The 23290-nt window shown below is 69.4% G+C and carries 20 protein-coding genes; 11 read left to right on the forward strand and 9 right to left on the reverse strand.

Annotation, left to right across the window (positions count from 1 at the left end):
• Positions 1-48 precede the first annotated feature (48 nt).
• From sp36 to SLUN_RS21955, 6 genes are all read left to right on the forward strand, one after another.
• On the forward strand, positions 49-207 hold the full coding sequence (sp36, locus tag SLUN_RS21930; protein ID WP_003967454.1) for a Sp36 family protein: 159 nt from the start codon (positions 49-51) through the stop codon (positions 205-207).
• On the forward strand, positions 204-674 hold the full coding sequence (locus tag SLUN_RS21935; RefSeq protein ID WP_108150852.1) for a RidA family protein: 471 nt from the start codon (positions 204-206) through the stop codon (positions 672-674). The genes sp36 and SLUN_RS21935 overlap by 4 nt, the downstream gene beginning before the upstream one ends.
• Before the next feature lie 225 nt (positions 675-899).
• On the forward strand, positions 900-3044 hold the full coding sequence (locus tag SLUN_RS21940) for a PQQ-dependent sugar dehydrogenase (protein WP_108150854.1): 2145 nt from the start codon (positions 900-902) through the stop codon (positions 3042-3044).
• 59 nt (positions 3045-3103) lie between these two features.
• Positions 3104-3973, forward strand: a complete 870-nt coding sequence (locus tag SLUN_RS21945; RefSeq protein ID WP_108150856.1) for an NUDIX hydrolase — start codon at positions 3104-3106, stop codon at positions 3971-3973.
• A 274-nt stretch (positions 3974-4247) separates the two neighbouring features.
• Positions 4248-5078 (forward strand): MBL fold metallo-hydrolase, encoded by an 831-nt coding sequence (locus tag SLUN_RS21950; protein WP_108150858.1) that lies wholly within the window; start codon positions 4248-4250, stop codon positions 5076-5078.
• Positions 5079-5191: 113 nt separating this feature from the next.
• Positions 5192-6076: a prohibitin family protein gene (locus SLUN_RS21955; RefSeq protein ID WP_108150860.1), complete on the forward strand. Its 885-nt coding sequence runs from the start codon at positions 5192-5194 to the stop codon at positions 6074-6076.
• 84 nt (positions 6077-6160) lie between these two features.
• Here SLUN_RS21955 and SLUN_RS21960 read toward each other — a convergent pair whose 3' ends face one another.
• Positions 6161-6835: a Crp/Fnr family transcriptional regulator gene (locus tag SLUN_RS21960; protein WP_108150862.1), complete on the reverse strand. Its 675-nt coding sequence runs from the start codon at positions 6833-6835 to the stop codon at positions 6161-6163.
• 317 nt (positions 6836-7152) lie between these two features.
• Here SLUN_RS21960 and nth point away from each other — a divergent pair, with 317 nt between their 5' ends.
• The 3 genes from nth (at position 7153) to SLUN_RS21975 (ending at position 10122) form a co-directional block, all read left to right on the forward strand.
• The gene (gene nth / locus SLUN_RS21965; RefSeq protein ID WP_108150863.1) at positions 7153-7995 is read left to right on the forward strand and encodes an endonuclease III; all 843 of its coding nucleotides are present in this window, start codon (positions 7153-7155) and stop codon (positions 7993-7995) included.
• A gap of 88 nt (positions 7996-8083) precedes the next feature.
• Complete coding sequence (locus SLUN_RS21970; RefSeq protein WP_108150866.1) at positions 8084-8806, forward strand: NUDIX hydrolase; 723 nt, start codon at positions 8084-8086, stop codon at positions 8804-8806.
• A gap of 116 nt (positions 8807-8922) precedes the next feature.
• Positions 8923-10122 (forward strand): MarP family serine protease, encoded by a 1200-nt coding sequence (locus SLUN_RS21975; RefSeq protein ID WP_108154877.1) that lies wholly within the window; start codon positions 8923-8925, stop codon positions 10120-10122.
• A 75-nt stretch (positions 10123-10197) separates the two neighbouring features.
• Here the strand turns inward: SLUN_RS21975 and SLUN_RS41425 are convergent, their stop codons facing one another.
• The 6 genes from SLUN_RS41425 to SLUN_RS22005 all read right to left on the reverse strand — a co-directional run bounded on the left by SLUN_RS41425 (position 10198) and on the right by SLUN_RS22005 (position 18268).
• Entirely contained in the window at positions 10198-10386 is a 189-nt protein-coding gene (locus tag SLUN_RS41425) for a hypothetical protein (protein WP_108150868.1), read from the reverse strand.
• Positions 10387-10533: 147 nt separating this feature from the next.
• On the reverse strand, positions 10534-11481 hold the full coding sequence (locus SLUN_RS21985) for an alpha/beta fold hydrolase (protein ID WP_108150870.1): 948 nt from the start codon (positions 11479-11481) through the stop codon (positions 10534-10536).
• A 127-nt stretch (positions 11482-11608) separates the two neighbouring features.
• Entirely contained in the window at positions 11609-12058 is a 450-nt protein-coding gene (locus tag SLUN_RS21990; protein ID WP_108150871.1) for a phage holin family protein, read from the reverse strand.
• Positions 12059-12098: 40 nt separating this feature from the next.
• Positions 12099-13490 carry a Na+/H+ antiporter NhaA gene (gene nhaA, locus SLUN_RS21995; protein ID WP_175313231.1) on the reverse strand — a complete coding sequence of 464 codons (1392 nt, stop codon included), beginning with the start codon at positions 13488-13490 and terminating at the stop codon, positions 12099-12101.
• Between the two features lie 230 nt (positions 13491-13720).
• A complete protein-coding gene (gene acs, locus SLUN_RS22000) occupies positions 13721-15676 on the reverse strand; it encodes an acetate--CoA ligase (RefSeq protein WP_108150876.1) in 1956 nt (651 codons plus the stop codon).
• 204 nt (positions 15677-15880) lie between these two features.
• Complete coding sequence (locus tag SLUN_RS22005; protein ID WP_108150878.1) at positions 15881-18268, reverse strand: bifunctional SulP family inorganic anion transporter/carbonic anhydrase; 2388 nt, start codon at positions 18266-18268, stop codon at positions 15881-15883.
• 293 nt (positions 18269-18561) lie between these two features.
• Here SLUN_RS22005 and SLUN_RS22010 point away from each other — a divergent pair, with 293 nt between their 5' ends.
• Complete coding sequence (locus tag SLUN_RS22010) at positions 18562-19839, forward strand: polysaccharide deacetylase family protein (protein WP_108150880.1); 1278 nt, start codon at positions 18562-18564, stop codon at positions 19837-19839.
• 140 nt (positions 19840-19979) lie between these two features.
• Here SLUN_RS22010 and SLUN_RS22015 read toward each other — a convergent pair whose 3' ends face one another.
• Positions 19980-20966: an ATP-binding protein gene (locus tag SLUN_RS22015; protein WP_108150882.1), complete on the reverse strand. Its 987-nt coding sequence runs from the start codon at positions 20964-20966 to the stop codon at positions 19980-19982.
• A 102-nt stretch (positions 20967-21068) separates the two neighbouring features.
• Between SLUN_RS22015 and SLUN_RS22020 the strand changes: the two genes are divergently transcribed.
• A complete protein-coding gene (locus SLUN_RS22020; protein ID WP_108150884.1) occupies positions 21069-21899 on the forward strand; it encodes a Fic family protein in 831 nt (276 codons plus the stop codon).
• A 337-nt stretch (positions 21900-22236) separates the two neighbouring features.
• On the opposite strand, the gene SLUN_RS22025 is transcribed toward SLUN_RS22020, so the two are convergent.
• The gene (locus SLUN_RS22025) at positions 22237-23085 is read right to left on the reverse strand and encodes an HAD family hydrolase (RefSeq protein WP_108150886.1); all 849 of its coding nucleotides are present in this window, start codon (positions 23083-23085) and stop codon (positions 22237-22239) included.
• Positions 23086-23290 lie beyond the last annotated feature (205 nt).

Below are 23290 nucleotides of genomic sequence, written 5' to 3' on the forward strand. Positions count from 1 at the left end.
GCGGGCTGCGTCACGGGGCTGTCGGCCGGTGCGGCTACAGTCGGCTCCATGACCAAGTGGGAATACGCGACCGTGCCCCTTCTCGTGCACGCGACCAAGCAGATTCTGGACACCTGGGGCGAGGACGGCTGGGAGCTCGTCCAGGTCGTTCCCGGGCCGAACAACCCCGAGCAGCTCGTGGCGTACTTGAAGCGGGAGAAGGCATGAGCGGGGTTGTCGACGCGAAGCTCGCCGAGCTCGGGCTGACGCTGCCGGACGTAGTGCCGCCGTTGGCCGCGTACCAGCCGGCCGTGGTGTCGGGTGTGTACGTCTACACCGCGGGCCAGCTCCCGATGGTGAAGGGCAAGCTTCCGGTCACCGGCAAGGTGGGCGGTGAGGTCACCGCCGAGGAGGCCAAGGAGCTGGCGCGGACCTGCGCGCTGAACGCGCTGGCCGCCGTGAAGTCGGTCATCGGCGATCTGGACCGGATCGCGCGGGTCGTGAAGGTCGTCGGCTTCGTCGCGTCCGCCTCCGACTTCACCGGGCAGCCCGGTGTGCTCAACGGCGCGAGCGAGCTGCTGGGCGAGGTGCTCGGCGACAAGGGTGTGCACGCGCGCAGCGCGGTGGGTGTCACGGTGCTTCCGCTGGACGCTCCGGTCGAGGTCGAGATTCAGGTGGAGCTCGTCCAGGACTGACCAGCGCATCCCGGCACTGAACCGCCGGTCAGCATGCAGATGGCCCCGTGCCTGCCGGTTCTCCGGCGGGCGCGGGGTTCTGTTCGTCTGCGGCAATCCCTCACATCTCTCTTGACATGGACGCGTCGGCAGGTGTGGTCTGTCCAAGGTTAGGAATGTTTCCTAACCATCTGAACGCCTTACGCCCCCAACACCCTCGTCCCCCAACGAAAGTGGGAGGGATCCGTGGCACCAATCCCCCGCCGGTCGCGCAGAGCGACCGGTGTTCTCGTGGCCGCGGCCACCGCAGCGTTAACCGTGGCCCTGCCGACCCTGAGCAATGCCCAGCCTTCAGCCGACTCGTCCGCCGCGCCCGCAAAGGCAGGGGCTTTCAAGGCCGCGCCCGTCCGGTACGAAGCCGAAGCGGCGACCATCTCGCAGGGCGCCGTCGAGTCCAACCACGCGGGCTACTCCGGTACCGGCTTCGTCAACTTCCAGGCGGTGACGGGCTCGTACGTCGAATTCACCGTCGACTCCGCCCAGGCCGCCAACGCCAGACTGGACTTCCGCTACGCCAACGGCACCACCGCAAGCCGCCCGATGGACATCACGGTCAACGGCACCTCCGTCGCCGACGACCTCGCGTTCCCCGGCACCGGCGCCTGGACCTCCTGGAAGAACGTGAGCGCCGACGCGGTCCTCAAGGCGGGCAGCAACAGGATCCGCGCCCTGACCGCCAACGGCGACGGCCCCAACCTGGACCAGCTCACCGTCACCGCGAGCGGCCCGGCCGACACCGAGAAGCCGACCGCGCCCGCGAACCTGCGCAGGGACAAGGAGCCGACGGCGAGCTCCGTCTCGCTGGCCTGGGACGCGTCCACCGACAACGTCAAGGTCACCGGCTACGACGTCTACCAGCACGGCCAGCTGATGAAGCAGGTCGACGGGGCCGCGCTCGCCGCCACGGTGGACGGACTCAACCCGGAGACCTCGTACGACTGGACCGTCTTCGCCCGTGACGCCGCGGCCAATGTCTCGGCCGCGAGCAACGCCGTCACCATCGCGACGCTGCCCGCACCGCCGGACAACCAGGCACCCAGCATCCCCGGCAGTCTGCGCTCCACCGGCAGGACCGCGACCAGCGTCGACCTCGCCTGGAACGCCTCCACGGACAATGTGAAGGTCACCGGGTACGAGATCCACCGCGACGGCGCAGCCGCCGGAACCTCCGACTCCACCTCGACGACCATCGCGGGTCTGAAGGCCGGCACCGCGTACAAGTTCAAGGTCAGGGCCTTCGACCTGAAGGGCAACAAGTCGGAGTTCGGCCCGGAGATCACCGTCACCACCGGGGACGGCCGGCCCGGCGGCGTACCCGACCCGGGCACGGTCTCCACGCTCGCCGGCGGCGTGGACGTCGCCTGGGGCGTCGGCTTCCTGCCCGACGGCACGGGCCTCTACACCGAGCGGAACACCTTCAACGTCCACAAGCTGACCAAGGCCGGCAACAGGACGCTGATCGGGAAGGTCCCCAACGCCGTGACCACGGGCGGCGAGGGCGGTCTGCTCGGCATCGAGATCAGCCCCGGCTTCACCAGCGACCACTACCTGTACTTCACCCACTCCGCCTCCGAGGGCAACCGCATCGTGCGGATGACGTACGAGAACAACGCGCTGAGCGACTACAAGATCCTGCTCCAGGGCATGGAGAAGAGCCGCTTCCACAACGGCGGCCGGCTGCGCTTCGGCCCCGACGGCAAGCTGTACGCCTCGATGGGCGACGCCCAGAGCGGCAGCCGGGCGCAGGACAAGACCTCGCTCAACGGCAAGATCCTGCGCATCAACGCGGACGGCACCATTCCGTCGGACAACCCGTTCGGCAACGCAGTCTGGTCGCTCGGCCACCGCAACCCGCAGGGCATCGACTTCGACTCCAAGGGCCGGCTGTGGCAGGCCGAGTTCGGCAACAGCAACATGGACGAGGTCAACCTGATCCAGAAGGGCGGCAACTACGGCTGGCCCAACTGCGAGGGCACCGCGGGCGACTGCTCCGGCTACATCGCGCCGAAGAAGACCTGGTCCACGTCATCGGCTTCACCCAGCGGCCTGACGATCATCAACGACCATGTCTTCGTCGCCACGACCGTCGGCCAGCGGGTCTACCGGCTGCGGATCGACGCCAGTAGCAACCTGGTCGAACAGAAGACCTACTTCCAGAGCACGTACAACAGGCTGCGTACGGTCGAGGTCGACCATGACGGCGACATCTGGCTCACCACGTCGACGGACAAGGACGGCACGAACGGCAACGACCGGGTGCTGCTGATCGACATCGTCTACTCGGGCGGCGATGAGCGGTCGAGGGGCGGCCGGCTGGTGACCGGCCGGTGACCGGGCGGTGGCATGGGCCGCCCCTCGAACATCACGCCGGATGCGCATAGCATCCGCCCATGTCCAATGGTCAGTGGTACCCGCCGGAATGGCCGGACCGGATTCGCGCCCTCGCGAGCGGTGAGCTCACCGCGGTGACGCCGAAGCGGGCCGCGACCGTGATGCTGCTGCGCGACACGGCGGACGGCCCCGCCGTGCACATGCTGCGCCGACGCGCCTCCATGGCTTTCGCCGGAGGCGCGTACGCCTATCCGGGCGGCGGCGTGGACGAGCGCGACGACGACCACCTGGTGCGGTGGGCGGGCCCGTCGCTGGAGACGTGGGCCGCCAGGCTGGGCGTCGACACCGCCTCGGCGCAGGCCATCGTGTGCGCGGCGGTGCGCGAGACGTACGAGGAGGCGGGCGTCCTGCTCGCGGGCCCCACGCCGGACACGGTCGTCGGCGACACGACGGGCGACGACTGGGAGGCCGACCGCCAGGCGCTGGTCGACCGGGACCTCTCCTTCGCGGACTTCCTGGACCGGCGCGGCCTGGTGCTGCGCTCGGACCTGCTGGCCGCGTGGGCGCGGTGGATCACTCCGGAGTTCGAGCCGCGCCGGTACGACACCTGGTTCTTCGTCGCGGCCCTGCCGGAGGGCCAGCGAACCCGGAACGCCTCGACGGAGGCGGACCGTACGGTCTGGATCCGCCCCTCGGAGGCGGCCGCGGGCTACGACAAGGGCGACCTGCTGATGATGCCGCCGACGATCTCGACACTGCGGGCGCTGGAGCGGTACGCGACGGCGTCGTCGGCCCTGACGGGCGCGGCGGAACAGGACCTGACCCCGGTACTGGCGCGAGCGCGGCTGGAGGCCGGGGAACTGGTACTGAGCTGGCCGGGCCACGACGAATTCACGAAGCACATTCCGACGGGGGGTGGGGCGCAGTGAGGAGCGTGCGGCCTTCGCGGGGAGCGCGGGCAGCGCGGGCAGCGCTCGCGGCGTACGTCTGTGCGCACGGCCGGGCTGTGCCGACGGCGGCGTGGGCCGCCGCCCCCGCGGCTACGCGCCCACGCACGTTGCACCGCGGCGCTGCGGCGACAGGCGGCTCGCGGCTCGTCGTGTCCGCCAGGCGTACCGCCGCGTCGGCACCGGGCGCTGCTCCTGCCGTCGAGAGCCTGCCCGCGGCGCCCCCCGCACCCGTCCGCCGCTTCGGAGGTACGTCATGAGCGATGCCGCGGCCCTCCCCGGGCAGCCCCGTGGTGGCGTGCTCTCCGGGCCCGCCACCGCCCGCGCCGTCAATGTCCTCGCGCCCAATCCCTCCGCGATGACCCTCGACGGCACCAACACCTGGATCGTCTCCGAGCCCGGCTCCGAACTCGCCGTCGTCATCGACCCCGGCCCCCTCGACGACGCACACCTCCACGCCGTCATCGCCACCGCCGAGAAGGCGGGCAAGCGGGTCGCCCTGACCCTTCTCACCCACGGTCACCCCGACCACGCCGACGGCGCCGCGCGGTTCGCCGAGCTCACGCGTACGCATGTCCGCGCCCTCGACCCCGCGCTGCGGCTCGGCGACGAAGGGCTCGCCGCCGGCGACGTCATCACCACCGGCGGGCTGGAGATGCGCGTCGTCCCCACCCCCGGCCACACCGCCGACTCGCTCTGCTTCCATCTCCCCGCGGACCGGGCCGTCCTGACCGGCGACACGATCCTCGGCCGCGGCACGACGGTCGTCGCCCACCCCGACGGGCGGCTCGGCGACTATCTCGACTCCCTCCGCAGGCTGCGCTCGCTGTCGGTGGACGACGGAGTGCGTACGGTGCTGCCGGGCCACGGCCCCGTACTCGACGACGCCCAGGGCGCGGTCGAGTTCTACCTGGCCCACCGCGCGCACCGCCTCGCCCAGGTGGAGACCGCGGTCGAGAGCGGCCACGTCACCGCGTCCGAGGTGGTCGCGCAGGTGTACGCGGACGTGGACAGGTCGCTGTGGCCCGCGGCCGAGCTGTCGGTGCTGGCCCAGCTGGAGTACCTGCGCGAGCACGGCCTGATCTGACCGGGCACGGCCTGATCCGGCCTGATCGACCGGACAGGACCCAGGCGTCGGGTTCTTTGACCCGTGCTTTACGCTCCGCTTAGTTCTGGCATTCGTTCCTGGGGGGAACCAGCGTGTTTGTCCTGTTCATCGTGCTCATCATCGCCGCGGCCGTGATGTATTTCGTCGCCCGCGGCGGCGACCGCCGCGGCCTCAAGCTCGGCGCCCTCGGCGCGCTGATGGCCGGCCTCTTCGCCGGCATCTCCAGCTGCGTCCACATCGTCAGCGCCTACGAGGTCGGCGTCCCCGTCACCTTCGGCAAGGTCGGCGCGCCCATGACCCCGGGGGTGAACGTCACCTCGCCCTTCACCAACGTCACCACCTTCTCCACCCGCCCGGTGGACCTCAACCTCTCCGACAAGGACGTCGTCGAGGTGCGCTCCTCGCAGGGCGGCGTGATGTACGTGGAGCTCACTGTGAAGTGGGCGGTGACCCCGGCCAAGTCCGTCGAGCTCTACCGGCTGGCGGGCAGCGAGAGCGCGATCCAGCAGCGGCTGGTGTTCCCGGACAGCCGGGAGATCATCCGCAATGTCTTCGCCCGTCACACCAGCGAGGAGGGCTACTCCTCCGCCCGCGAGAAGATCAACGCCGAGATCGGTGATCTGATCAAGGAGCGGCTCGCCCCCCGCGGTATCGACGTCACCACCGTCAACCTGCGCAATGTGAAGCCGTCCGACCGGCTGCAGGACCAGATCGACCGCAAGATCCAGCAGCAGCAGGCGACGGAGCGGGCGACCGAGGCGGCGCGTACGGCCAAGGCGGAGGCCGAGCGCCGCCGGATCGAGGCCGAGGGCATCGCCAGGGCCAACAAGATCCTGAACGACTCGCTCACCGACAAGGTGCTCACCAACCAGTGCATCGACGCCTACAAGGAGGCGGCGGCCAAACACCCGGTGTACGCCGTGCCCTGCGGCGGCAGCAGCGGGAACCCGCTGATCGTGGACGGCACCAAGAACTGACGTACGCAGCCGAAAGGGCCGCCCCGGTCGAGTCCGGGGCGGCCCTTTCGTACGTCTCGCGTACGTCTCTCGTACGTCAGAGGCTCAGCGCGAACGCTTCGCGAGGCGCTCCACGTCAAGGAGAATCACCGCACGCGCCTCCAGCCGCAGCCAGCCCCGCTGCGCGAAGTCGGCCAGCGCCTTGTTCACGGTCTCGCGGGACGCGCCGACCAGCTGGGCCAGCTCCTCCTGCGTGAGGTCGTGCACGACGTGGATGCCCTCCTCCGACTGCACGCCGAAGCGGCGCGACAGGTCGAGGAGCGCACGGGCCACGCGGCCCGGGACGTCGGAGAAGACCAGGTCGGACATCTGGTCGTTGGTCTTGCGCAGTCGGCGGGCGACCGCGCGCAGCAGCGCCGTGGCCACCTCGGGCCTGGCGTTCAGCCAGGGCTGCAGATCGCCGTGGCCGAGGCCGAGGAGCTTGACCTCGGTCAGTGCGCTGGCGGTGGCGGTACGCGGGCCCGGATCGAAGAGGGACAGCTCACCGATCAGCTCGCCCGGGCCGAGGACGGCGAGCATGTTCTCGCGGCCGTCGGGGGACGTGCGGTGGAGCTTGACCTTGCCTTCGGTGACCACGTAGAGGCGGTCGCCGGGGTCGCCCTCGTGGAAGAGCGCATCGCCACGGGCGAGCGTCACTTCACTCATCGAGGCGCGGAGCTCCGCGGCCTGCTCGTCATCGAGCGCCGCGAAGAGCGGGGCGCGCCGCAGAACGTCGTCCACGAGTTCTCTCCTTGTCGACCTGCTCAGGGGACCGTCGGCCCCATGATGCCGGACCGCGCAGTAGCTAGATGCCGGACCGCGCTGTGGTAACCCGGGGCGCCGTGCCCCACAGCGGCTCCGCAGCGGGCCGGACCCCCGGCAGGTACATATTCGTGCGATCAATCACAACAAGTTTGACGCACTGGAGCGCCTGTTCGTGCGGCAGGGGCCCGATTGGGTCCTGATTGGCTGTGACCGGGGCGGATGTCAGTGGGGCCCCTTAGGCTGGCCGAGTGTCCAATTCGCCGGTGAGAGCGCAGGCCAAGGGGGCTGGGAGAGTGTCCGGAAAGCAGAATTCCGCTGTGGGCGAACAGTCCCCGGCCGGCCCGAAGAAAGCGACAAAAGCACCCAAACCGGAATCAAGACTGGCGATGATCCGCCGCGCCCGCCGGATCAACCGGGAGCTTGCCGAGGTCTATCCGTACGCCCATCCGGAGCTGGACTTCGAAAACCCCTTCCAGCTGCTGGTCGCCACCGTCCTGTCCGCCCAGACGACGGACCTGAGGGTGAACCAGACCACGCCCGCGCTCTTCGCCAAGTACCCCACGCCCGAGGACATGGCCGCGGCCGCTCCCGAGGAGCTGGAGGCGATCATCCGCCCGACCGGCTTCTTCCGGGCCAAGGCGAAGTCCCTCATCGGCCTCTCCGCCGCCCTGCGGGACAACTTCGGGGGCGAGGTCCCGGGCCGGCTGAAGGATCTGGTGACGCTGCCCGGCGTCGGCCGCAAGACCGCAAATGTGGTCCTGGGCAACGGATTTGGCGTACCGGGCCTCACCGTCGACACCCACTTCGGCCGCCTGGTGCGCCGCTGGAAGTGGACCGAGCAGGAGGACCCGGAGAAGGTCGAGGCGGAGATCGCCGAGATCTTCCCGAAGTCCGAGTGGACGATGCTCTCGCACCGGATCATCTTCCACGGCCGCCGCATCTGCCATTCCCGCAAGCCCGCCTGCGGCGCCTGCCCCATCGCGCACCTCTGCCCGTCCTACGGGGAGGGCGAGACGGACCCCGAGAAGGCGAAGAAGCTGCTCAAGTACGAGATGGGCGGTCAGCCGGGCCAGCGACTGAGCCCGCCCCCGGACTACCCGGGCAAGCCCGCCCCGACCTTGGGCGAGGCCGAGTGACGCCGAACGTCGTGATCCTTACGGAGTACGTCGTGATGCTCGCGGAACGATCCATGCGCCCCAAGGCGTTGTGCCTGAGGGGGTGCCCATGATGCGCGCTGGAGAAGAGACGTACGAAGACACGCACGGCGAGGCGTACGACGGCGATGTGGCCGTCACGACCGACGGACTGCCCCAGTGGCTCGACCCCGTCGTGCGCGCCGCGCGCACCGTCGAGCCGGAGCAGCTCAGCCGCTTTCTGCCGCCCGAGAGCGGCCGCGGCCGCCAGTCCGCCGTCCTGATCCTGCTCGGCGAGGGTGCCAGGGGCCCCGAGCTGCTGCTCATGGAGCGCGCCGGCAGCCTCCGCTCGCACCCCGGGCAGCCCTCATTCCCCGGCGGCGCGCTCGACCCGACGGACGGCGACCCGGCCACCACCGGCCCGCTGCGCGCCGCGCTCCGCGAGGCCGAGGAGGAGACCGGCCTCGACCCGTCGGGCGTCCAGATCTTCGGAGTCCTGCCCAGGCTCTACATTCCGGTGAGCAGTTTCGTCGTGACGCCCGTACTGGGATGGTGGCGCACCCCGAGCCCGGTCGGCGCGGTCGATCCCGCTGAGACCGCGCGGGTCTTCACCGTGCCCGTGGTGGATCTCACGGACCCCGCCAACCGTGCGACAGCCGTGCATCCGAGCGGCCACAGCGGCCCGGCATTCATGGTCGAAGGGGCTCTGGTCTGGGGATTCACCGCCGGTGTGATCGACCGCATCCTGCATTTCGCCGACTGGGAAAGACCATGGGACCGCGCCAAGCAGGTCCCGCTGGACTGGCGCTCATGACAGGCTGACCCAATGCCGCGCCTCCCGGGGACGCGGCATCGAAGGCAGCTCCGCACGCGGGCGGCCGGACCCCAGCCGGACGGAGCACCCGGCGACGAACAGCGAGGCTATTGACGGTGAACGTGCTGGACATCCTGTTGCTGGTCGCCGCCGTGTGGTTCGCGATCGTCGGCTATCGCCAGGGCTTCGTCGTCGGCATCCTCTCGGTGATCGGCTTCCTCGGCGGCGGCCTCGTCGCGGTCTATCTGCTCCCCGTCATCTGGGGCCAGCTGACGGACGACTCCGAAGTGTCCACCACGGCCGCCGTCATCGCCGTCGTGATCGTGATCGTCTGCGCCTCGGTCGGCCAGGCGTTCACCACCCACCTCGGCAACAAACTGCGCCGGTTCATCACGTGGTCGCCCGCCCGCGCCATCGACGCCACCGGCGGGGCGCTGGTCAATGTCGTCGCCATGCTGCTGGTCGCCTGGCTGATCGGCTCCGCGCTCGCCGGCACCTCCCTGCCCACGCTCGGCAAGGAGGTCCGCAACTCCAAGGTGTTGCTCGGGGTCTCCCGGGTGATGCCCAGCCAGGCCAACACCTGGTTCACGGACTTCTCCTCCGCCCTCGCCCAGAACGGCTTCCCGCAGGTCTTCAGCCCGTTCTCCAACGAGCCCATCACCGAGGTCCGGGCCCCGGACCCGGCGCTCGCGGGCAGCCCGGTCGCCGCTCGCGCCCAGCGGTCCATCGTCAAGGTCGTCGGTACGGCCCCGAGCTGCGGCAAGGTCCTCGAAGGCACCGGATTCGTGTTCTCCGACCGCCGGGTGATGACCAACGCCCATGTCGTCGGCGGCGTCGACGAACCGACCGTGCAGATCGGCGGCGAGGGCAGGCTGTACGACGCGAAGGTCGTGCTCTACGACTGGCAGCGCGACATCGCCGTACTGGACGTCCCGGACCTCAAGGCGCAGCCGCTGCTGTTCACCGAGACGGACGCGCGCAGCGGAAACGGCGCGATCGTCGCGGGCTTCCCGGAGAACGGCTCGTACGACGTGCGCTCGGCCCGAGTCCGCGGCCGGATCAACGCCAACGGCCCCGACATCTACCGCCGCGGCACCGTGCGACGCGATGTCTACTCGCTCTTCACGACGGTCCGTCAGGGCAACTCGGGCGGCCCGCTGCTCACACCGGACGGCAGGGTGTACGGCGTCATCTTCGCCAGGTCGCTGGACGACCCGAACACCGGTTACGCCCTCACGGCCGACGAGATCCGCGACGACATCAACCTCGGCCTGAACGCCAACCAGCAGGTCGACACCCAGGGGTGCGCGCTGTAGCGGGCGCGGCGAAGTGGCGCGACGGAACTGCGCGATGAAGTGGCGGCGCAGTGAAGGTGACGGCGGAGCCGGGCGTCAGCCGCGGGTATGCCGCAATCGCGCCGAGACCCAGCGGGCTCTGCGCCTCAGGATCCGGGGAATGCCGATCCCCTGCCCCGGATGCTCATGGCCCTCGCCTTGAGGGCCACCCCTCTCGTGGGTGATCGGCCCAGTGGCCGAGCGGCGGTTGCGTGCTGCGTCACCGTAGTCGTGCGTCCAGCCCATACTCCGACGTTTGCCCGTGCCCCAAGGTCCGTAATCGCGTCAGGGGCGGCCAATTGGCCTATGCGTCAGGCATTTGGCTGTTCGTAGTACAAGCGTTCCCCCGGGGGAGTCGTGCTGACCGGCCGGTCAGCTTCCCCCCGCCGGCCCCTACCGGTCCGGCTCGGGGTCCTTCAGCCAGTTGATGAGCTCCGTGGAGAACGCCACCGGGTCCTCCTCATGAGGGAAGTGGCCCAGCCCGTCGAACAGCCTCCAGCGGTACGGCGCTTCCACATACTCTCCCGACCCCGCCGCACTCCGCGTGCGCATCGCCGGGTCGAGCGAGCCGTGCAGATGCAGCGTCGGCACCCGCACCGGGCGCTTCATCCGCCGGTTGAACTGGATCCCGTCCGGCCGCGCCATCGACCGCACCATCCACCGGTACGGCTCGATCGCGCAGTGCGCCGTCGACGGGATGCGCATCGCGCGCCGGTAGACCTCGACCGCGTCCTCGTCCGGCAGCTGCGGCCCGGACCAGTCCTGGATCAGCCTGCCCACCAAGGACGCGTCGTCCGCGACGAGCTGACGCTCCGGAACCCACGGCCGCTGGAAGCCCCAGACGTACGACCCCGCGCGGCTCTGCGAGAAGTCCGAGAGCATCGCCGAGCGCCACCGCCGCGGATGCGGCATCGAGGAGACCGCCAGCCGGCGCACCAGCTTCGGCCGCATCACCGCCGCGGTCCACGCCAGATACCCGCCCAGGTCGTGCCCGACCAGCGCCGCGTCCGGCTCGCCCAGGGAGCGCACCACACCCGTGATGTCGAGCGCGAGGTTCGCGGGGTCGTAACCCCGCGGCGTACGGTCGCTGCCGCCCACGCCCCGCAGATCCATCGCCACCGCCCGGAACCCCGCGTCGGCGAGCGCAGGCAGCTGATGCCGCCACGTCCACCAGAACTGCGGAAAGCCATGGAGCAGCAACACCAGCGGCCCATCGCCCATCTCGGCGATATGGAAGCGCGCACCATTGGCGGCCACGTCGCGGTGGGTCCAGGGACCATCAATGCGTACGGGGCTGCCGAGGCCGGCGGTTCCGCCGGGGTTGGTATCAGGGGCCGTCATGCAGACGAGCGTGCCACAACTGGACACCCGGCGTTTGCCAAGGGCGCCCGGATACGGCCACCGGCCCGCCGCGATCCCTGGCGCCACCGGTGCCCACCGGCCCCCGGGGCCGCCGCCTGCCCATCGCTCAGACGGTGGCTTTCTCCTCGGCCGCACGGGTATGCGGCTTGACGCTCTGCAGTACGGCCGCCGTCTGCTTGGCCGAAGCGATGGACTTCTCCGGCGGCTTGACCTTCTTGAACTTGGCGACGGCGATCAGCGCCAGCAATCCCGCGAGCAGCAGAAACGCCATGCCCACGATCAGGAACGACCAGGCGAGGCCGAGACCCAGATTATGGATCCCGTACGCCGCGGCGAAACTCAGCACCGGCAGCGAGAAGAGCGCGAACACCCCCGCGATGCTGATGGCCATGCCACCGATCGCGCCGCGCTTGACGTCCTGCCGCAGCTCCGCCTTGGCCAGGGCGATCTCGTCGTGCACGAGCGCGGACATCTCGGCGGTCGCCGAGGCCACCAGCTGCCCGAGACTGCGGTCGGCGCCGACGGCCGCCGCCGCGCTGTTGCCGGGGTCGCTCATCGCTGACTCCCTCTCCCTCATCTACGGATCCGATGTCCGATCATGCCGGACTGTCGCCGCCGTCGTGCGATGCCCCCGCGAGTTGAGCCTTACGACGGTGCTCCGCGGCCTTCTCCTCGTAGATCGCCGCCATCCGCAAGTGGTACTCGGGCTTGTCCTGCTCGTAGATGTCGGGGATGCCGTCCTGGTCCTCGTCGCGCTCCTCGTCATCGACCAGCGCCCGGTACTTGCGCACCCGCAGCTTGAGCAGAATCCCGGAGAACACGGCGGCGATCAGCGAGCCGATGAGCACCGAGGCCTTGATCTCGTCGGTCAGTGCCAGGTTGTCGGCGAAGGCGAGTTCGCCGATGAGCAGCGAGACCGTGAAGCCGATGCCGGCGAGCGAGGCGACGGCGAAGACGTCCGGCCAGGCCAGGTCGTCATTGAGTTCGGCCTTGGTGAAGCGTGCCGCCAGCCAGGTGCCGCCGAAGATGCCGACGGCCTTGCCGACCACCAGACCGAGGACCACACCAAGGGTTTCGGGGGTGGTGAAGACATCGGTGAGCGCGCTGCCGGAGACGGTCACACCTGCCGTGAAGAGCGCGAACAGCGGTACGGCGAGTCCGGCGGACAGGGGGCGTACGAGGTGCTCGATGTGCTCGCCGGGGGAGTGCTCCTCGCCTTCCTTCTTCGTGCAGCGCAGCATCAGGCCCATCGCGACACCGGCGACGGTGGCGTGGACGCCGCTGTTGTACATCAGCCCCCAGATGACCAGGGCGAGGGGCACGTATACGTACCAGCCGCGCACGCCCTTCCTCAGGAGCAGCCAGAAGACGCCGAGCCCGATCACGGCCCCGCCGAGCGCCGCGAAGTTCAGGTCGTTGGTGAAGAAGACCGCGATGATCAGGATCGCGAAGAGGTCGTCGACGACGGCGAGGGTCAGCAGGAACGCGCGCAGCGCGGACGGCAGAGAGGTGCCGATGACCGCGAGAACGGCGAGCGCGAAGGCGATGTCGGTGGCGGTCGGGACTGCCCAGCCGTCGGTGGATCCGCCGCCGATGGTGACGGTCAGGGTGTAGACGAGGGCAGGCACCGCCATGCCGCAGATCGCGGCGATCACGGGAAGGGCGGCCGCCTTGCGGTCGCGCAGCTCGCCGGCCACCAGCTCGCGCTTGAGCTCGATGCCGGCGACGAAGAAGAAGAGGGCGAGCAGCCCGTCGGCTGCCCAGTGCTGTATCGAGAGGTCGAGGCCGATGGAGGCGAAGCCTATGTGGAAGTTGCTTACGGTTTCGTAGCTGTCGCGCAGCGGTGTGTTCGCCCAGATCAGCGCCGCGATCGCGGCCGCCAGGAGGAGTACGCCGCCAACGGTCTCGGCGCGCAGCGCGTCCGCCACGAACGTCCGCTCGGGCAGCGAAAGGCGTCCGAGGAACTTGCGGGGGGTGGGCGCGGCCACGTCGGGGGACCTCCGGTCGGGTAGGCACGGCAAAACACATGCCGACCAGACTTCCCGGCGCACCTTTTCTTGTTGCGTCATTGACGCGGTCTTTAGTCTACCTAAGTGCGCGAGGGCGTATCCGGTGAGCCTCACTTTAGGTGCAGGAGGGGCACCCGGCTCGCTGTCGCCGGGTGCCCCTGTTACCTGCTTCAACCTGCCAAGACGTGGTTCTACCTGCGGATACCCGCTCAGTCCTCGCTGGCGGCGCTCGGCAGCTGCGTCTGGATGAGGTCCATCACCGAGGAGTCGGTGAGCGTGGTGACGTCGCCCAGCTGACGGTTCTCGGCGACATCGCGCAGCAGCCGGCGCATGATCTTGCCCGAACGGGTCTTCGGCAGCTCGGCCACCGGCAGGATCCGCTTCGGCTTGGCGATCGGGCCTAGCACCGAGCCGACGTGGTTGCGCAGCTCGTTCACCAGACCCTCGTCCACGCTCGCCGTACCGCGCAGGATCACGAAGCCCACGATCGCCTGGCCGGTCGTCTCGTCCGCCGCGCCCACGACCGCCGCCTCGGCGACCTTCGGGTGCGACACGAGCGCCGACTCCACCTCGGTGGTCGAGATGTTGTGGCCGGACACCAGCATCACGTCGTCGACCCGGCCGAGCAGCCAGATGTCGCCGTCGTCGTCCTTCTTGGCGCCGTCGCCCGCGAAGTACTTGCCCTCGAAGCGCGACCAGTACGTGTCGATGAAGCGCTGGTCGTCGCCCCAGATGGTGCGCAGCATCGATGGCCACGGCTCGGTGAGGACGAGATAGCCGCCGCCCCCGTTGGGCACCTCGTGCGCCTCGTCGTCCACGACGGTCGCCGAGATGCCGGGCAGCGCGCGCTGTGCGGAGCCGGGCTTGGTCTCGGTGACGCCGGGCAGCGGCGAGATCATCATCGCGCCGGTCTCGGTCTGCCACCAGGTGTCCACGATCGGGGTCTTGCCGGCGCCGATGTGCTCCCGGTACCAGATCCATGCCTCCGGGTTGATCGGCTCACCGACCGACCCCAGGATCCGCAGCGAGGACAGGTCGAACTTCGCGGGGATGTCGTCGCCCCACTTCATGAACGTGCGGATCGCGGTCGGCGCCGTGTAGAGGAGAGTGACGCCGTACTTCTGGATGATCTCCCAGAAGCGGCCCTGGTGCGGGGTGTCGGGTGTGCCCTCGTACATCACCTGTGTCGCGCCGTTGGCCAGCGGCCCGTACACGATGTACGAGTGGCCGGTCACCCAGCCGATGTCGGCGGTGCACCAGAAGACGTCCGACTCCGGCTTGAGGTCGAAGACGGCGTTGTGGGTGTAGGCCGCCTGGGTGAGGTAGCCGCCGGAGGTGTGCAGGATGCCCTTCGGCTTACCCGTCGTACCGGAGGTGTAGAGGATGAAGAGCGGGTGCTCCGCCTCGAAGGCCTCCGGGGTGTGCTCGGCGGACTGGCGGGCGACGATGTCGTGCCACCAGACGTCGCGGCCCTCGGCGATGGCCGTGTCCTGGCCGGTACGCCGCACCACCAGGACATGCTCGATCTGCGGGCACTTGGCGACGGCCTCGTCGATCGCGGGCTTGAGCGCGCTCGGCTTGCCGCGGCGGTAGCCACCGTCGGCGGTGATGACCAGCTTGGCGTCGGCGTCCTGGATGCGGGAGGCGACGGCTTCGGCCGAGAAACCACCGAAGACCACCGAGTGCGCGGCGCCGATACGGGCGCAGGCCAGCATCGCGACGACGGCCTCGGGGATCATCGGGAGGTACACGGCGACCCGGTCGCCCTTGACCACTCCCAGCTCGGTCAGGGCGTTCGCGGCGCGCGAGACCTCGTCCTTGAGCTCGGCGTAGGTGATCGCGCGGCTGTCGCCGGGTTCGCCCTCGAAGTGGAGGGCTACGCGGTCGCCGTTGCCCGCCTCGACATGGCGGTCCACGCAGTTGTACGCGACGTTCAGCTTGCCGTCGGCGAACCACTTCGCGAAGGGCGGATTGGTCCAGTCGAGGGTCTCGGTCGGTTCGGTGGCCCAACTGAGCCGCCGCGCCTGCTCGGCCCAGAAGCCAAGCCTGTCAGCCTTGGCCTGCTCGTACGCCTCCGCCGTCACGTTGGCGTTCGCGGCCAGCTCGGCCGGCGGCGCGAACCGCCGCTCTTCCTTGAGCAGGTTGGCCAGGCTTTCGTTGCTCACGACATCTCCCTTTCCCAGGGCGTCCTATATGCCTATGTGTCCCAGGCCATAGCTCATCAGCCAGCGGGCCGGGTGACAAGAGCTGGCCGAAAATTGGTTTAGACCTATGGGTGCCCCTCTTCCCCGGGCGGTGGGAAAGAGGGGCCACACGTTCTCACGGACGGGGCATGGCTGTGGTTCAGCCACGTGGTTCGGGCGAGTGGTTCAGGCGCGCGACTTCACCAGCGCCGAGGGTGCGGGCGCGACCCGGTCGAAGACCGCGTCGATCTCGTGCTCGTCGCTGCTGGCGAGCAGATACGCCTGGGCCTCGCCGACATGGAAGTACATGCCGTGCAGCTCCAGCGTGCCCTCGGCGAGCCGCCGGGCCACCGCCTCATGGGCGCGCAGATGCTCCAACTGCTGGACCACGTTGGTCAGACACAGCTGCTCGACCGCGTCGGTGGGCAGCCGCCCGGAGATCCTGGCCCAGGAACGGTGCCGGCTCTTCATCCGCTCCATGCTCGGCAGCCCGTGCCGCAGCCAGCGCCGCAACGGGGTCTGGGCGCCCCCGGGCGGAGCGTTCAGCAGGGCCTGCATCGCACCGCACCCGGAATGCCCGCAGATGGTGATCGAGTCCACCGCCAGCACATCGACGGCGTACTCGATCGCGGCCGCCACCGAGTCGTCGCTGCTCTCCGCGCCGGGCAGGGGCACCAGATTGCCCACATTCCGTACGGTGAACAGATCACCCGGACCGCTGGCCGTGATCATGCTGGTGACCAGGCGGGAGTCGGCGCAGGTGAGGAAGAGCTGCGAGGGCCGCTGCCCCTCGCGCGCCAGCCGCGCCAGCTCGTCGCGCACCAGCGGAGCCGTATTGCGCTGGAACGAGCGCAGCCCGCTGGCCAGTTGATGCGTATCGGCACGCGGGGGCCGATCGTCGCAGTGGTGGTTGCGCCAGGGTGTCCAGGGGCGGCAGCAGCCGTGCGTCTCGGAGGCGGGCTCGCTGATCCGCCCCCCCGCCCGGCCGGTGAACTCCACCGTCCCGCCCTGCCCGACATGCGAGGCCTGCCAGTCGTGCAGCGCCTCGTAGGCGGCATGGTCCATGAACGAGCCGTCCAACTCGACGACACAGTCGGCCCCCTGGGGCACCTGCCCCAGTATCCGGCTCAGCCGGGGCACGGCGAGGAAGGTCAACTGGCCGCGCGCCCGCACCCGGTGAACCCCCTCCTGCTCGTCCGCGATGATCCGCGTCCTGGTCAGCCGGTGCAGCGCGACGGCGACGGCCACCCCGATCCCGATCACCACTCCTTCCAGTACGCCGGTGGCAACGACCGAGGCCAGCGTCGCCGCATACACCAGCATTTCGCGGTTCCGCCGCACGCTGCGCAGATGCGTGATGCTGACCATCTGGATGCCCACGACCATCACCAGCGCGGCGAGGGAGGCCAGCGGGATCAGATCGAGCACGGGCACCAGCAGCAGCGCGGCGACCGCGATCCACAGCCCGTGCAGCATCGTGGCGTTGCGGCTCACACCGCCGGCGGACACATTGGCGGCGCTGCGTACGGCGACCCCGGTGACGGGCAGCCCGCCGAGCGCTCCGGAGACGACGTTCGCCGCCCCCTGCCCGGCCAGCTCCCGGTCGAGGTGAGCGCGCGGAATGTGGACGTCCGGCTCCTTGCGGCCAGCCACCAGCTTGTCGACGGCGACCGCCGACAGCAGCGACTCCACGCTGCCCACCAGGGTGATGGTGAGCACGGCGGCGAGGATGCCGAGCGCCGGCCCCTGGGGCAGCTCGGGCAGCGCGTGGCTGCTCCAGGACGGCAGATCGACGCGCGGCAGGCTCAGCCCGGCGAGGACGGCGAAGACGGTGGCGCCTGCCACCGCCGCGAGCGCGGCCGGGACCGTTCGTACGATCCGGCCCGCACGCCCCGGAATCCGCGGCCACAGCAGCAGTACGGCAACGGTCAGGACGCTGGCCGAGAGCGCGGCGGTATGCAGATCGGCCAACTGGGCAGGAAGAGCGCGGACGTTGTCGACGGCCGAGCTCTGCGGCGTGCCGCCGAGAACAATATGGAGTTGGGCGAGGGCGATCGTGACGCCGATACCGGCCAGCATGCCGTGCACGATCGCCGGGCTGACGGCGAGAGCCGAGCGGGCCACCCGCAGGGCGGCCAGCCCGAGTTGGGCGAGTCCGGCGACGACGGTGATGGCGCAGGTGGTACGCCAGCCGTACCGCTGGATCAGATCGGCGGTGACGACGGTCAGTCCGGCCGCGGGGCCGCTGACCTGCAGCGGCGACCCGCCGAGCCGGCCGGCGACGATACCGCCGACGGCGGCGGCCACCAGTCCGGCCTGGAGTGGTGCGCCGGTGGCGAGCGCGATGCCGAGGGAGAGCGGCAGCGCGATCAGGAACACGGAGATCGAGGCGGAGAAGTCGGCGCCCGCGATGCGGAAGCGACGTCGACCGCCATCGCCGCCGTCGGGCGATGGTGGACTGTGCGGGCGCTGGAAGCGCGAGGTGAGGGATACGCGGGACTTGTTGCTCTTGGTCTTGTTGCTCTTGGTCTTGCGAGAAGGGTCGTCGGTGCGAGTGGGGACGCAGGCAGACATGGTTCCCGTCTCCTCCGGGGCAGCGCGGTCGCGGAATGGGGGACGCGGCCGTGGGTCACGGCGTGCAGTGGCGGGATTCTCAACTCTCAGTAAATGGATCGTAATGCAGAGTAAAGAGTCTGGCATGATTTTCGGGGCAAATGGGGCAGTTCTTCACTCGATCCGGTGATCAGTGATGTGAATGCGGCCCCGTCGCGCCACCCCCTCTCCACCGCGATGCGAGTTTGTCGGCGCCATGAGTAATTCGTCGTACAGGCATATAGGCAGAAAATCATAGGAAAGTGGGTGGGTGAATGAAGGCCGCCACGAAGAGAATCGCCGTCGGCGCAGTTGCCACGGCGCTGATCGCGGGGCTAGCCGGCTGCACCGGCTCGGAGGCCCCGCGCACCCCGGCCACCCACGAGGAGGGTGCACCCGGAGCGAAGAAGGGCGCCGCGGCCCCCAAGAGCGCGGTACGTCTCATTGGCGACGGCTCCACAGCGTTCACCGGAGTCCAGCCGGGACTGCTCAAACCGGAGCGACTGAAGCCCGGTCAGCAGCCGCCGCAGTTCGTGGTGTTCTCGTGGGACGGAGCCGGGGAGGACAGCCAGAAGCTCTTCTCCCACTTCCGCAACGTCGCCAGGAAGTACGACGCGACGATGACCTTCTTCCTCAGCGGCGTCTATCTGCTCCCCGAGGAGAAGGCGACCATGTACGACCCGCCGCAGCACTCGGCCGGGCGTTCCGACATCGGCTTCAACGACACGCAGGGCATCAAGGACACCGTGCGGGAACTGCGCGCCGCCTGGCAGGAGGGCAATGAGGTGGGCACTCACTTCAACGGCCACTTCTGCGGCAAGGCGGGAGGGGTGGGCAAGTGGTCCGTCGCCGAGTGGAAGAGCGAGATCTCCCAGGCCAAGTCCTTTGTGAAGAACTGGAAGACGAATGCGGGCCTGGAGGCCGAGCAGCCGCTGCCCTTCAACTACGACACGGAGCTCATCGGCGCCCGCACCCCCTGCCTGGAGGGCCGCACGAACTTCGTGCGTGCCGCGAGCGAGCTGGGCTTCCGCTACGACACCAGCGGCGTCAACGACCAGATCTGGCCCAAGAAGGACCTCGGTCTGTGGGACCTGTCACTGCAGATGGTCCCCGTCCCGGGCCGCGCCTTCGAGACGCTCTCCATGGACTACAACTTCATGGTCAACCAGTCCGGGACGGTCAAGGGTGACCCGTCGCAGCACGCGTACTGGGGCAACCAGATGCGGGACGGTCTGGTGCGGGCATTCAACCGCGCGTACAAGGGCAACCGTGCCCCGCTGATCATCGGTAACCACTTCGAGTCCTGGAACGGCGGCACGTACATGCGCGCCATCGAGGAGACGATCGCGACGGTCTGTGTGAAGCGCGATGTGAAGTGCGTGTCCTTCCGTCAGCTCGCCGACTGGCTGGACGCGCAGGACCCGGATGTCCTGGAGAGGATGCGCGCCCTGAAGGTCGGTCAGGCCCCGGCGGACGGCTGGGAGGCGTACCTCGCTACCCAGCCGGAGGCCGCGGCCCCGCCGCCCGCGGTCAAGCGGGCCCAGCAGCGCTGACTTCGGACATACGCCCACCCGGTTCGAAGCCGGGGCAGATTCCTCTTTCTGCGCCCCTCGCGCCACTCGGCGCCGGGGCGCCTCCCGGGCTTCGGGCCGCAGCGCCGGGCTCCGCCCGTCGGCCCGGGGGCGCCGCGTCCTCAGCTGTGCTGCGGAACCGCCGAACGCTCACCCAGCACGAAGCCGGGGTCGACCTGTGCGGCCAGGTCGGCGCCGGTCTTCGCGTTGCCCCAACTCTCCGCGTTCTTCAGGTGGAAGTGCACCATCTGGCGCGTGTAGCGCTCCCAGTCGCGGTTCTCGTACGAGTCCTCCGCGGCGTTCTGCAGTGCCTGCAGCGACATGCGGTTGTCCGCCTCCAACAGCTCGAACCGCGGCGACCGGCCCTTCTCCATCACCCGTACCCACTCCGAGTGCCCAACGGTGACGAGCAGGTCTTCGCCCACCTCCTCGCGCAGGAAGTCCAGATCCTCCTGGCCCTGCACCTTGTTGCCGACGACCTTCAGCGCGACGCCGAAATCCCGTGCGTACTCCTTGTACTGGCGGTAGACGGAGACCCCCTTCCGCGTCGGCTCGGCCACCAGGAACGTCATGTCGAAGCGGGTGAACATCCCGGAGGCGAAGGAGTCCGAGCCGGCCGTCATGTCGACGACCACATACTCGTCCGGGCCGTCGACCAGGTGGTTGAGGCAGAGCTCGACCGCGCCGATCTTGGAGTGGTAGCAGGACACCCCGAGATCGGACTCGGTGAAGGGCCCCGTCGCCATCAGCCGGATGTCCCCGTCGTCGAGGTGGACAGTACGGGCGCAGGCCTCGTAGACCGGGTTGTCCTCGTGGACACGCAGCAGCCGCGAGCCCTCGCCCGGGGGCGTCGTCTTGATCATCGTCTCGGCGGAGGCGATCCGGGGGTTGGAGCCCCGCAGATAGTCCTTGATCAGCGGCAGGTGCGCCCCCATCGGGGGCAGTGCGGCGGCCTCCGTCTCGTCGAGACCGAGTGCGGCCCCAAGATGCTGGTTGATGTCGGCGTCCACCGCGACGACGGGGGCCTCATTGGCGGCAAGGTGGCGGATGAAGAGCGAGGACAGCGTCGTCTTGCCGCTGCCGCCCTTCCCTACGAAAGCGATCTTCATGTTCACCTAGAGTAGTGCCACGATCGCATGGTGTGGTCAAGATGCGTGAAGAAGACCACTCCAAGGTGGGGCGTGCGCCAGGGGCGCGTAGCCTCGCTACCTATGAGTACGCATGCCTCGTCGGTCGACCCCCTCGCCACTCTCGGCGCCCTGCCGGGCGTCGCCGACTCCGTGGACTCCGTACGCAAAGCTGTCGACCGGGTCTACGGCCACCGGGTCATGCGGCGCCGCAGCAACGAGGTCACCTCGGAGGCGGCGCTGCGCGGAGCGCGCGGTTCCGCCGCGCTGTCCGGGGCCGACTGGGCCCTGGAAGAGGTCCGCAGGCGCACTGACTTCGGCGTCGAGGCCGAGGCACGGACGGTCGGCGCGGCGCTGCGGCTGACCGCCGAGGCCGGTCAACTGCTGTCCATCTGGCGGCAGTCGCCGCTGAGGGTGCTGGCCAGGCTGCATCTGGTCGCGGCCGGCGGCGTCGGCGAGGACGAGGCGGTGGGCCGGCCGCGCCTGGCCGGCGAAGCGGTCGACGAGCCGCTGATCGAGGCGCCGCTGCCGGACGCGAACGAGGTGACCGGCCGGCTGGACGGGCTGGCGGAGCTGATCATCACGGGCAGTTCCGCACCGGCCCTGGTGACGGCCGCCGTGGTGCACGGCGAGCTGCTCGCGCTGCGTCCCTTCGGTTCGTACAACGGCCTGGTCGCGCGGACGGCCGAGCGCATCGTGCTGATCGGCAGCGGGCTCGATCCGAAGGCCATCTGCCCGGCGGAGGTCGGCCACGCCGAGCAGGGCAGAGCTGCCTATGCCGCGGCCTTCGAGGGCTATCTCTCGGGGACGCCGGACGGCATGGCCGCCTGGATGGCGCACTGCGGGCGCGCGGTGGAGCTGGGGGTCAGGGAGTCGACCGCCGTGTGTGAGGCGTTGCAGCGCGGCGCTGCCTGAACTGCACCTGAAAAAGTCCCTGAACAGGGTTGCGGCGGTACCAATGGGTGGTACCGCCGCTGGCACGTCCACCGAATTACCAAGCGTCCTCGAATGTTGCCCATCAGGTCGGGAACTTCTTGCCCGTCACCTGGTGCGGCTGGCCCGTAATCGACGGGTCGACGTCGCGTGGGTTCTCAGTTTTCATGCTTCGGTCCGTGGGCCTTCATGCGTTAAAGGTGATCCTCTCGGATGTCCTTGGTCTCGCGGGCCGTTGACTCATTTGTACTCCAGCTCGAGGGCAAGCGGTAGCCCTTGCTGCACTTCTTTACTTTTAGGTTCAAATACGGAGGAATTTCTATACGGCGGTGGCCTGAGCCGCGGCAGTGCGCCGCCGGCTCGCGTACCAGACCAGTCCGGCCGTCGCGGCAGCCGCACCCACCGCGGCCGCCGCGACCAGGGCGGGGCGCGGTGGCATGGAGAGCGCGGGGAGCCGCTGCTTCAGCCGGACCGGGCGATTGAAGACGAGAATCGGCCAGCCGCGCGTGGTCGCCTCGCGTCGCAGTGCGCGGTCCGGGTTCACGGCGTACGGATGGCCGACAGACGCCAGCATCGGGACATCGGTGGCCGAGTCGCTGTAGGCATAGCAGCGAGCCAGGTCGTACCCCTCGGATGCGGCGAGCTCCTTGATCGCTTCCGCTTTGGTCCGCCCGTACGCGTAGTACTCCACCTCGCCCGTGAAGCAGCCGTCCTCGCCCACCACCATGCGTGTGGCCACCACCCGGTCCGCGCCGAGCAGCTCGCCGATCGGCTCGACGACCTCCGCGCCGGAGGTGGAGACGATGACGACGTCCCGGCCGGCGGTGTGGTGCTCCTCGATCAGCGACGCGGCCTCGTCGTAGATGATCGGGTCGATCAGGTCATGGAGCGTCTCGGCGACGATCTCCTTGACCTGCTGGACGTTCCAGCCTTTGCAGAGCGCGGAGAGGTACTCCCGCATCCGCTCCATCTGGTCGTGGTCGGCACCGCCCGCGAGAAAAACGAACTGGGCATAGGCGGTCCGTAGTACGGCGCGCCGGTTGATCAGCCCGCCTTGGTAGAAGGACTTGCTGAAGGTCAGAGTCGAAGACTTCGCAATGACCGTCTTGTCCAGGTCGAAGAAGGCAGCTGTGCGCGGCAAGGAGTGGTTTTCCACGAGCCCGAGCATAGGTGCCCGCCATTCGGCGTACGCGGGGGCGTGTGGGTTTGCCTGAGAAGGCTCTCGGGTACACCATGGAAGTCACGGATCGTTCGCGACCGTGCTAACCCGGTCCGGCTCCTCCCCCCCCGAGTCGGCCGGAGAGACGACCCCCGCTCTCCCCCCCGGCGGGGGTCGTCGCATGTCCGGACGCGTTTTCGTCCCTCTTCTGCGA

The sequence above is a fragment of the Streptomyces lunaelactis genome (assembly GCF_003054555.1).
Lineage (GTDB): Bacteria > Actinomycetota > Actinomycetes > Streptomycetales > Streptomycetaceae > Streptomyces > Streptomyces lunaelactis.

Bases quoted from the DNA above. Each gene is read 5' to 3' on its own strand.
- SLUN_RS21970 (WP_108150866.1), top strand. From the start codon at position 8,084: ATGATGCGCGCTGGAGAAGAGACGTACGAAGACACGCACGGCGAGGCG.
- SLUN_RS21935 (WP_108150852.1), top strand. From the start codon at position 204: ATGAGCGGGGTTGTCGACGCGAAGCTCGCCGAGCTCGGGCTGACGCTG.
- SLUN_RS21950 (WP_108150858.1), top strand. From the start codon at position 4,248: ATGAGCGATGCCGCGGCCCTCCCCGGGCAGCCCCGTGGTGGCGTGCTC.
- SLUN_RS22025 (WP_108150886.1), bottom strand. From the start codon at position 23,085: ATGCTCGGGCTCGTGGAAAACCACTCCTTGCCGCGCACAGCTGCCTTC.
- SLUN_RS22005 (WP_108150878.1), bottom strand. From the start codon at position 18,268: ATGTCTGCCTGCGTCCCCACTCGCACCGACGACCCTTCTCGCAAGACC.
- SLUN_RS22020 (WP_108150884.1), top strand. From the start codon at position 21,069: ATGAGTACGCATGCCTCGTCGGTCGACCCCCTCGCCACTCTCGGCGCC.
- SLUN_RS22015 (WP_108150882.1), bottom strand. From the start codon at position 20,966: ATGAAGATCGCTTTCGTAGGGAAGGGCGGCAGCGGCAAGACGACGCTG.
- SLUN_RS22010 (WP_108150880.1), top strand. From the start codon at position 18,562: ATGAAGGCCGCCACGAAGAGAATCGCCGTCGGCGCAGTTGCCACGGCG.
- SLUN_RS21990 (WP_108150871.1), bottom strand. From the start codon at position 12,058: ATGAGCGACCCCGGCAACAGCGCGGCGGCGGCCGTCGGCGCCGACCGC.
- sp36 (WP_003967454.1), top strand. From the start codon at position 49: ATGACCAAGTGGGAATACGCGACCGTGCCCCTTCTCGTGCACGCGACC.
- SLUN_RS21985 (WP_108150870.1), bottom strand. From the start codon at position 11,481: ATGACGGCCCCTGATACCAACCCCGGCGGAACCGCCGGCCTCGGCAGC.
- SLUN_RS41425 (WP_108150868.1), bottom strand. From the start codon at position 10,386: ATGGGCTGGACGCACGACTACGGTGACGCAGCACGCAACCGCCGCTCG.
- SLUN_RS21945 (WP_108150856.1), top strand. From the start codon at position 3,104: ATGTCCAATGGTCAGTGGTACCCGCCGGAATGGCCGGACCGGATTCGC.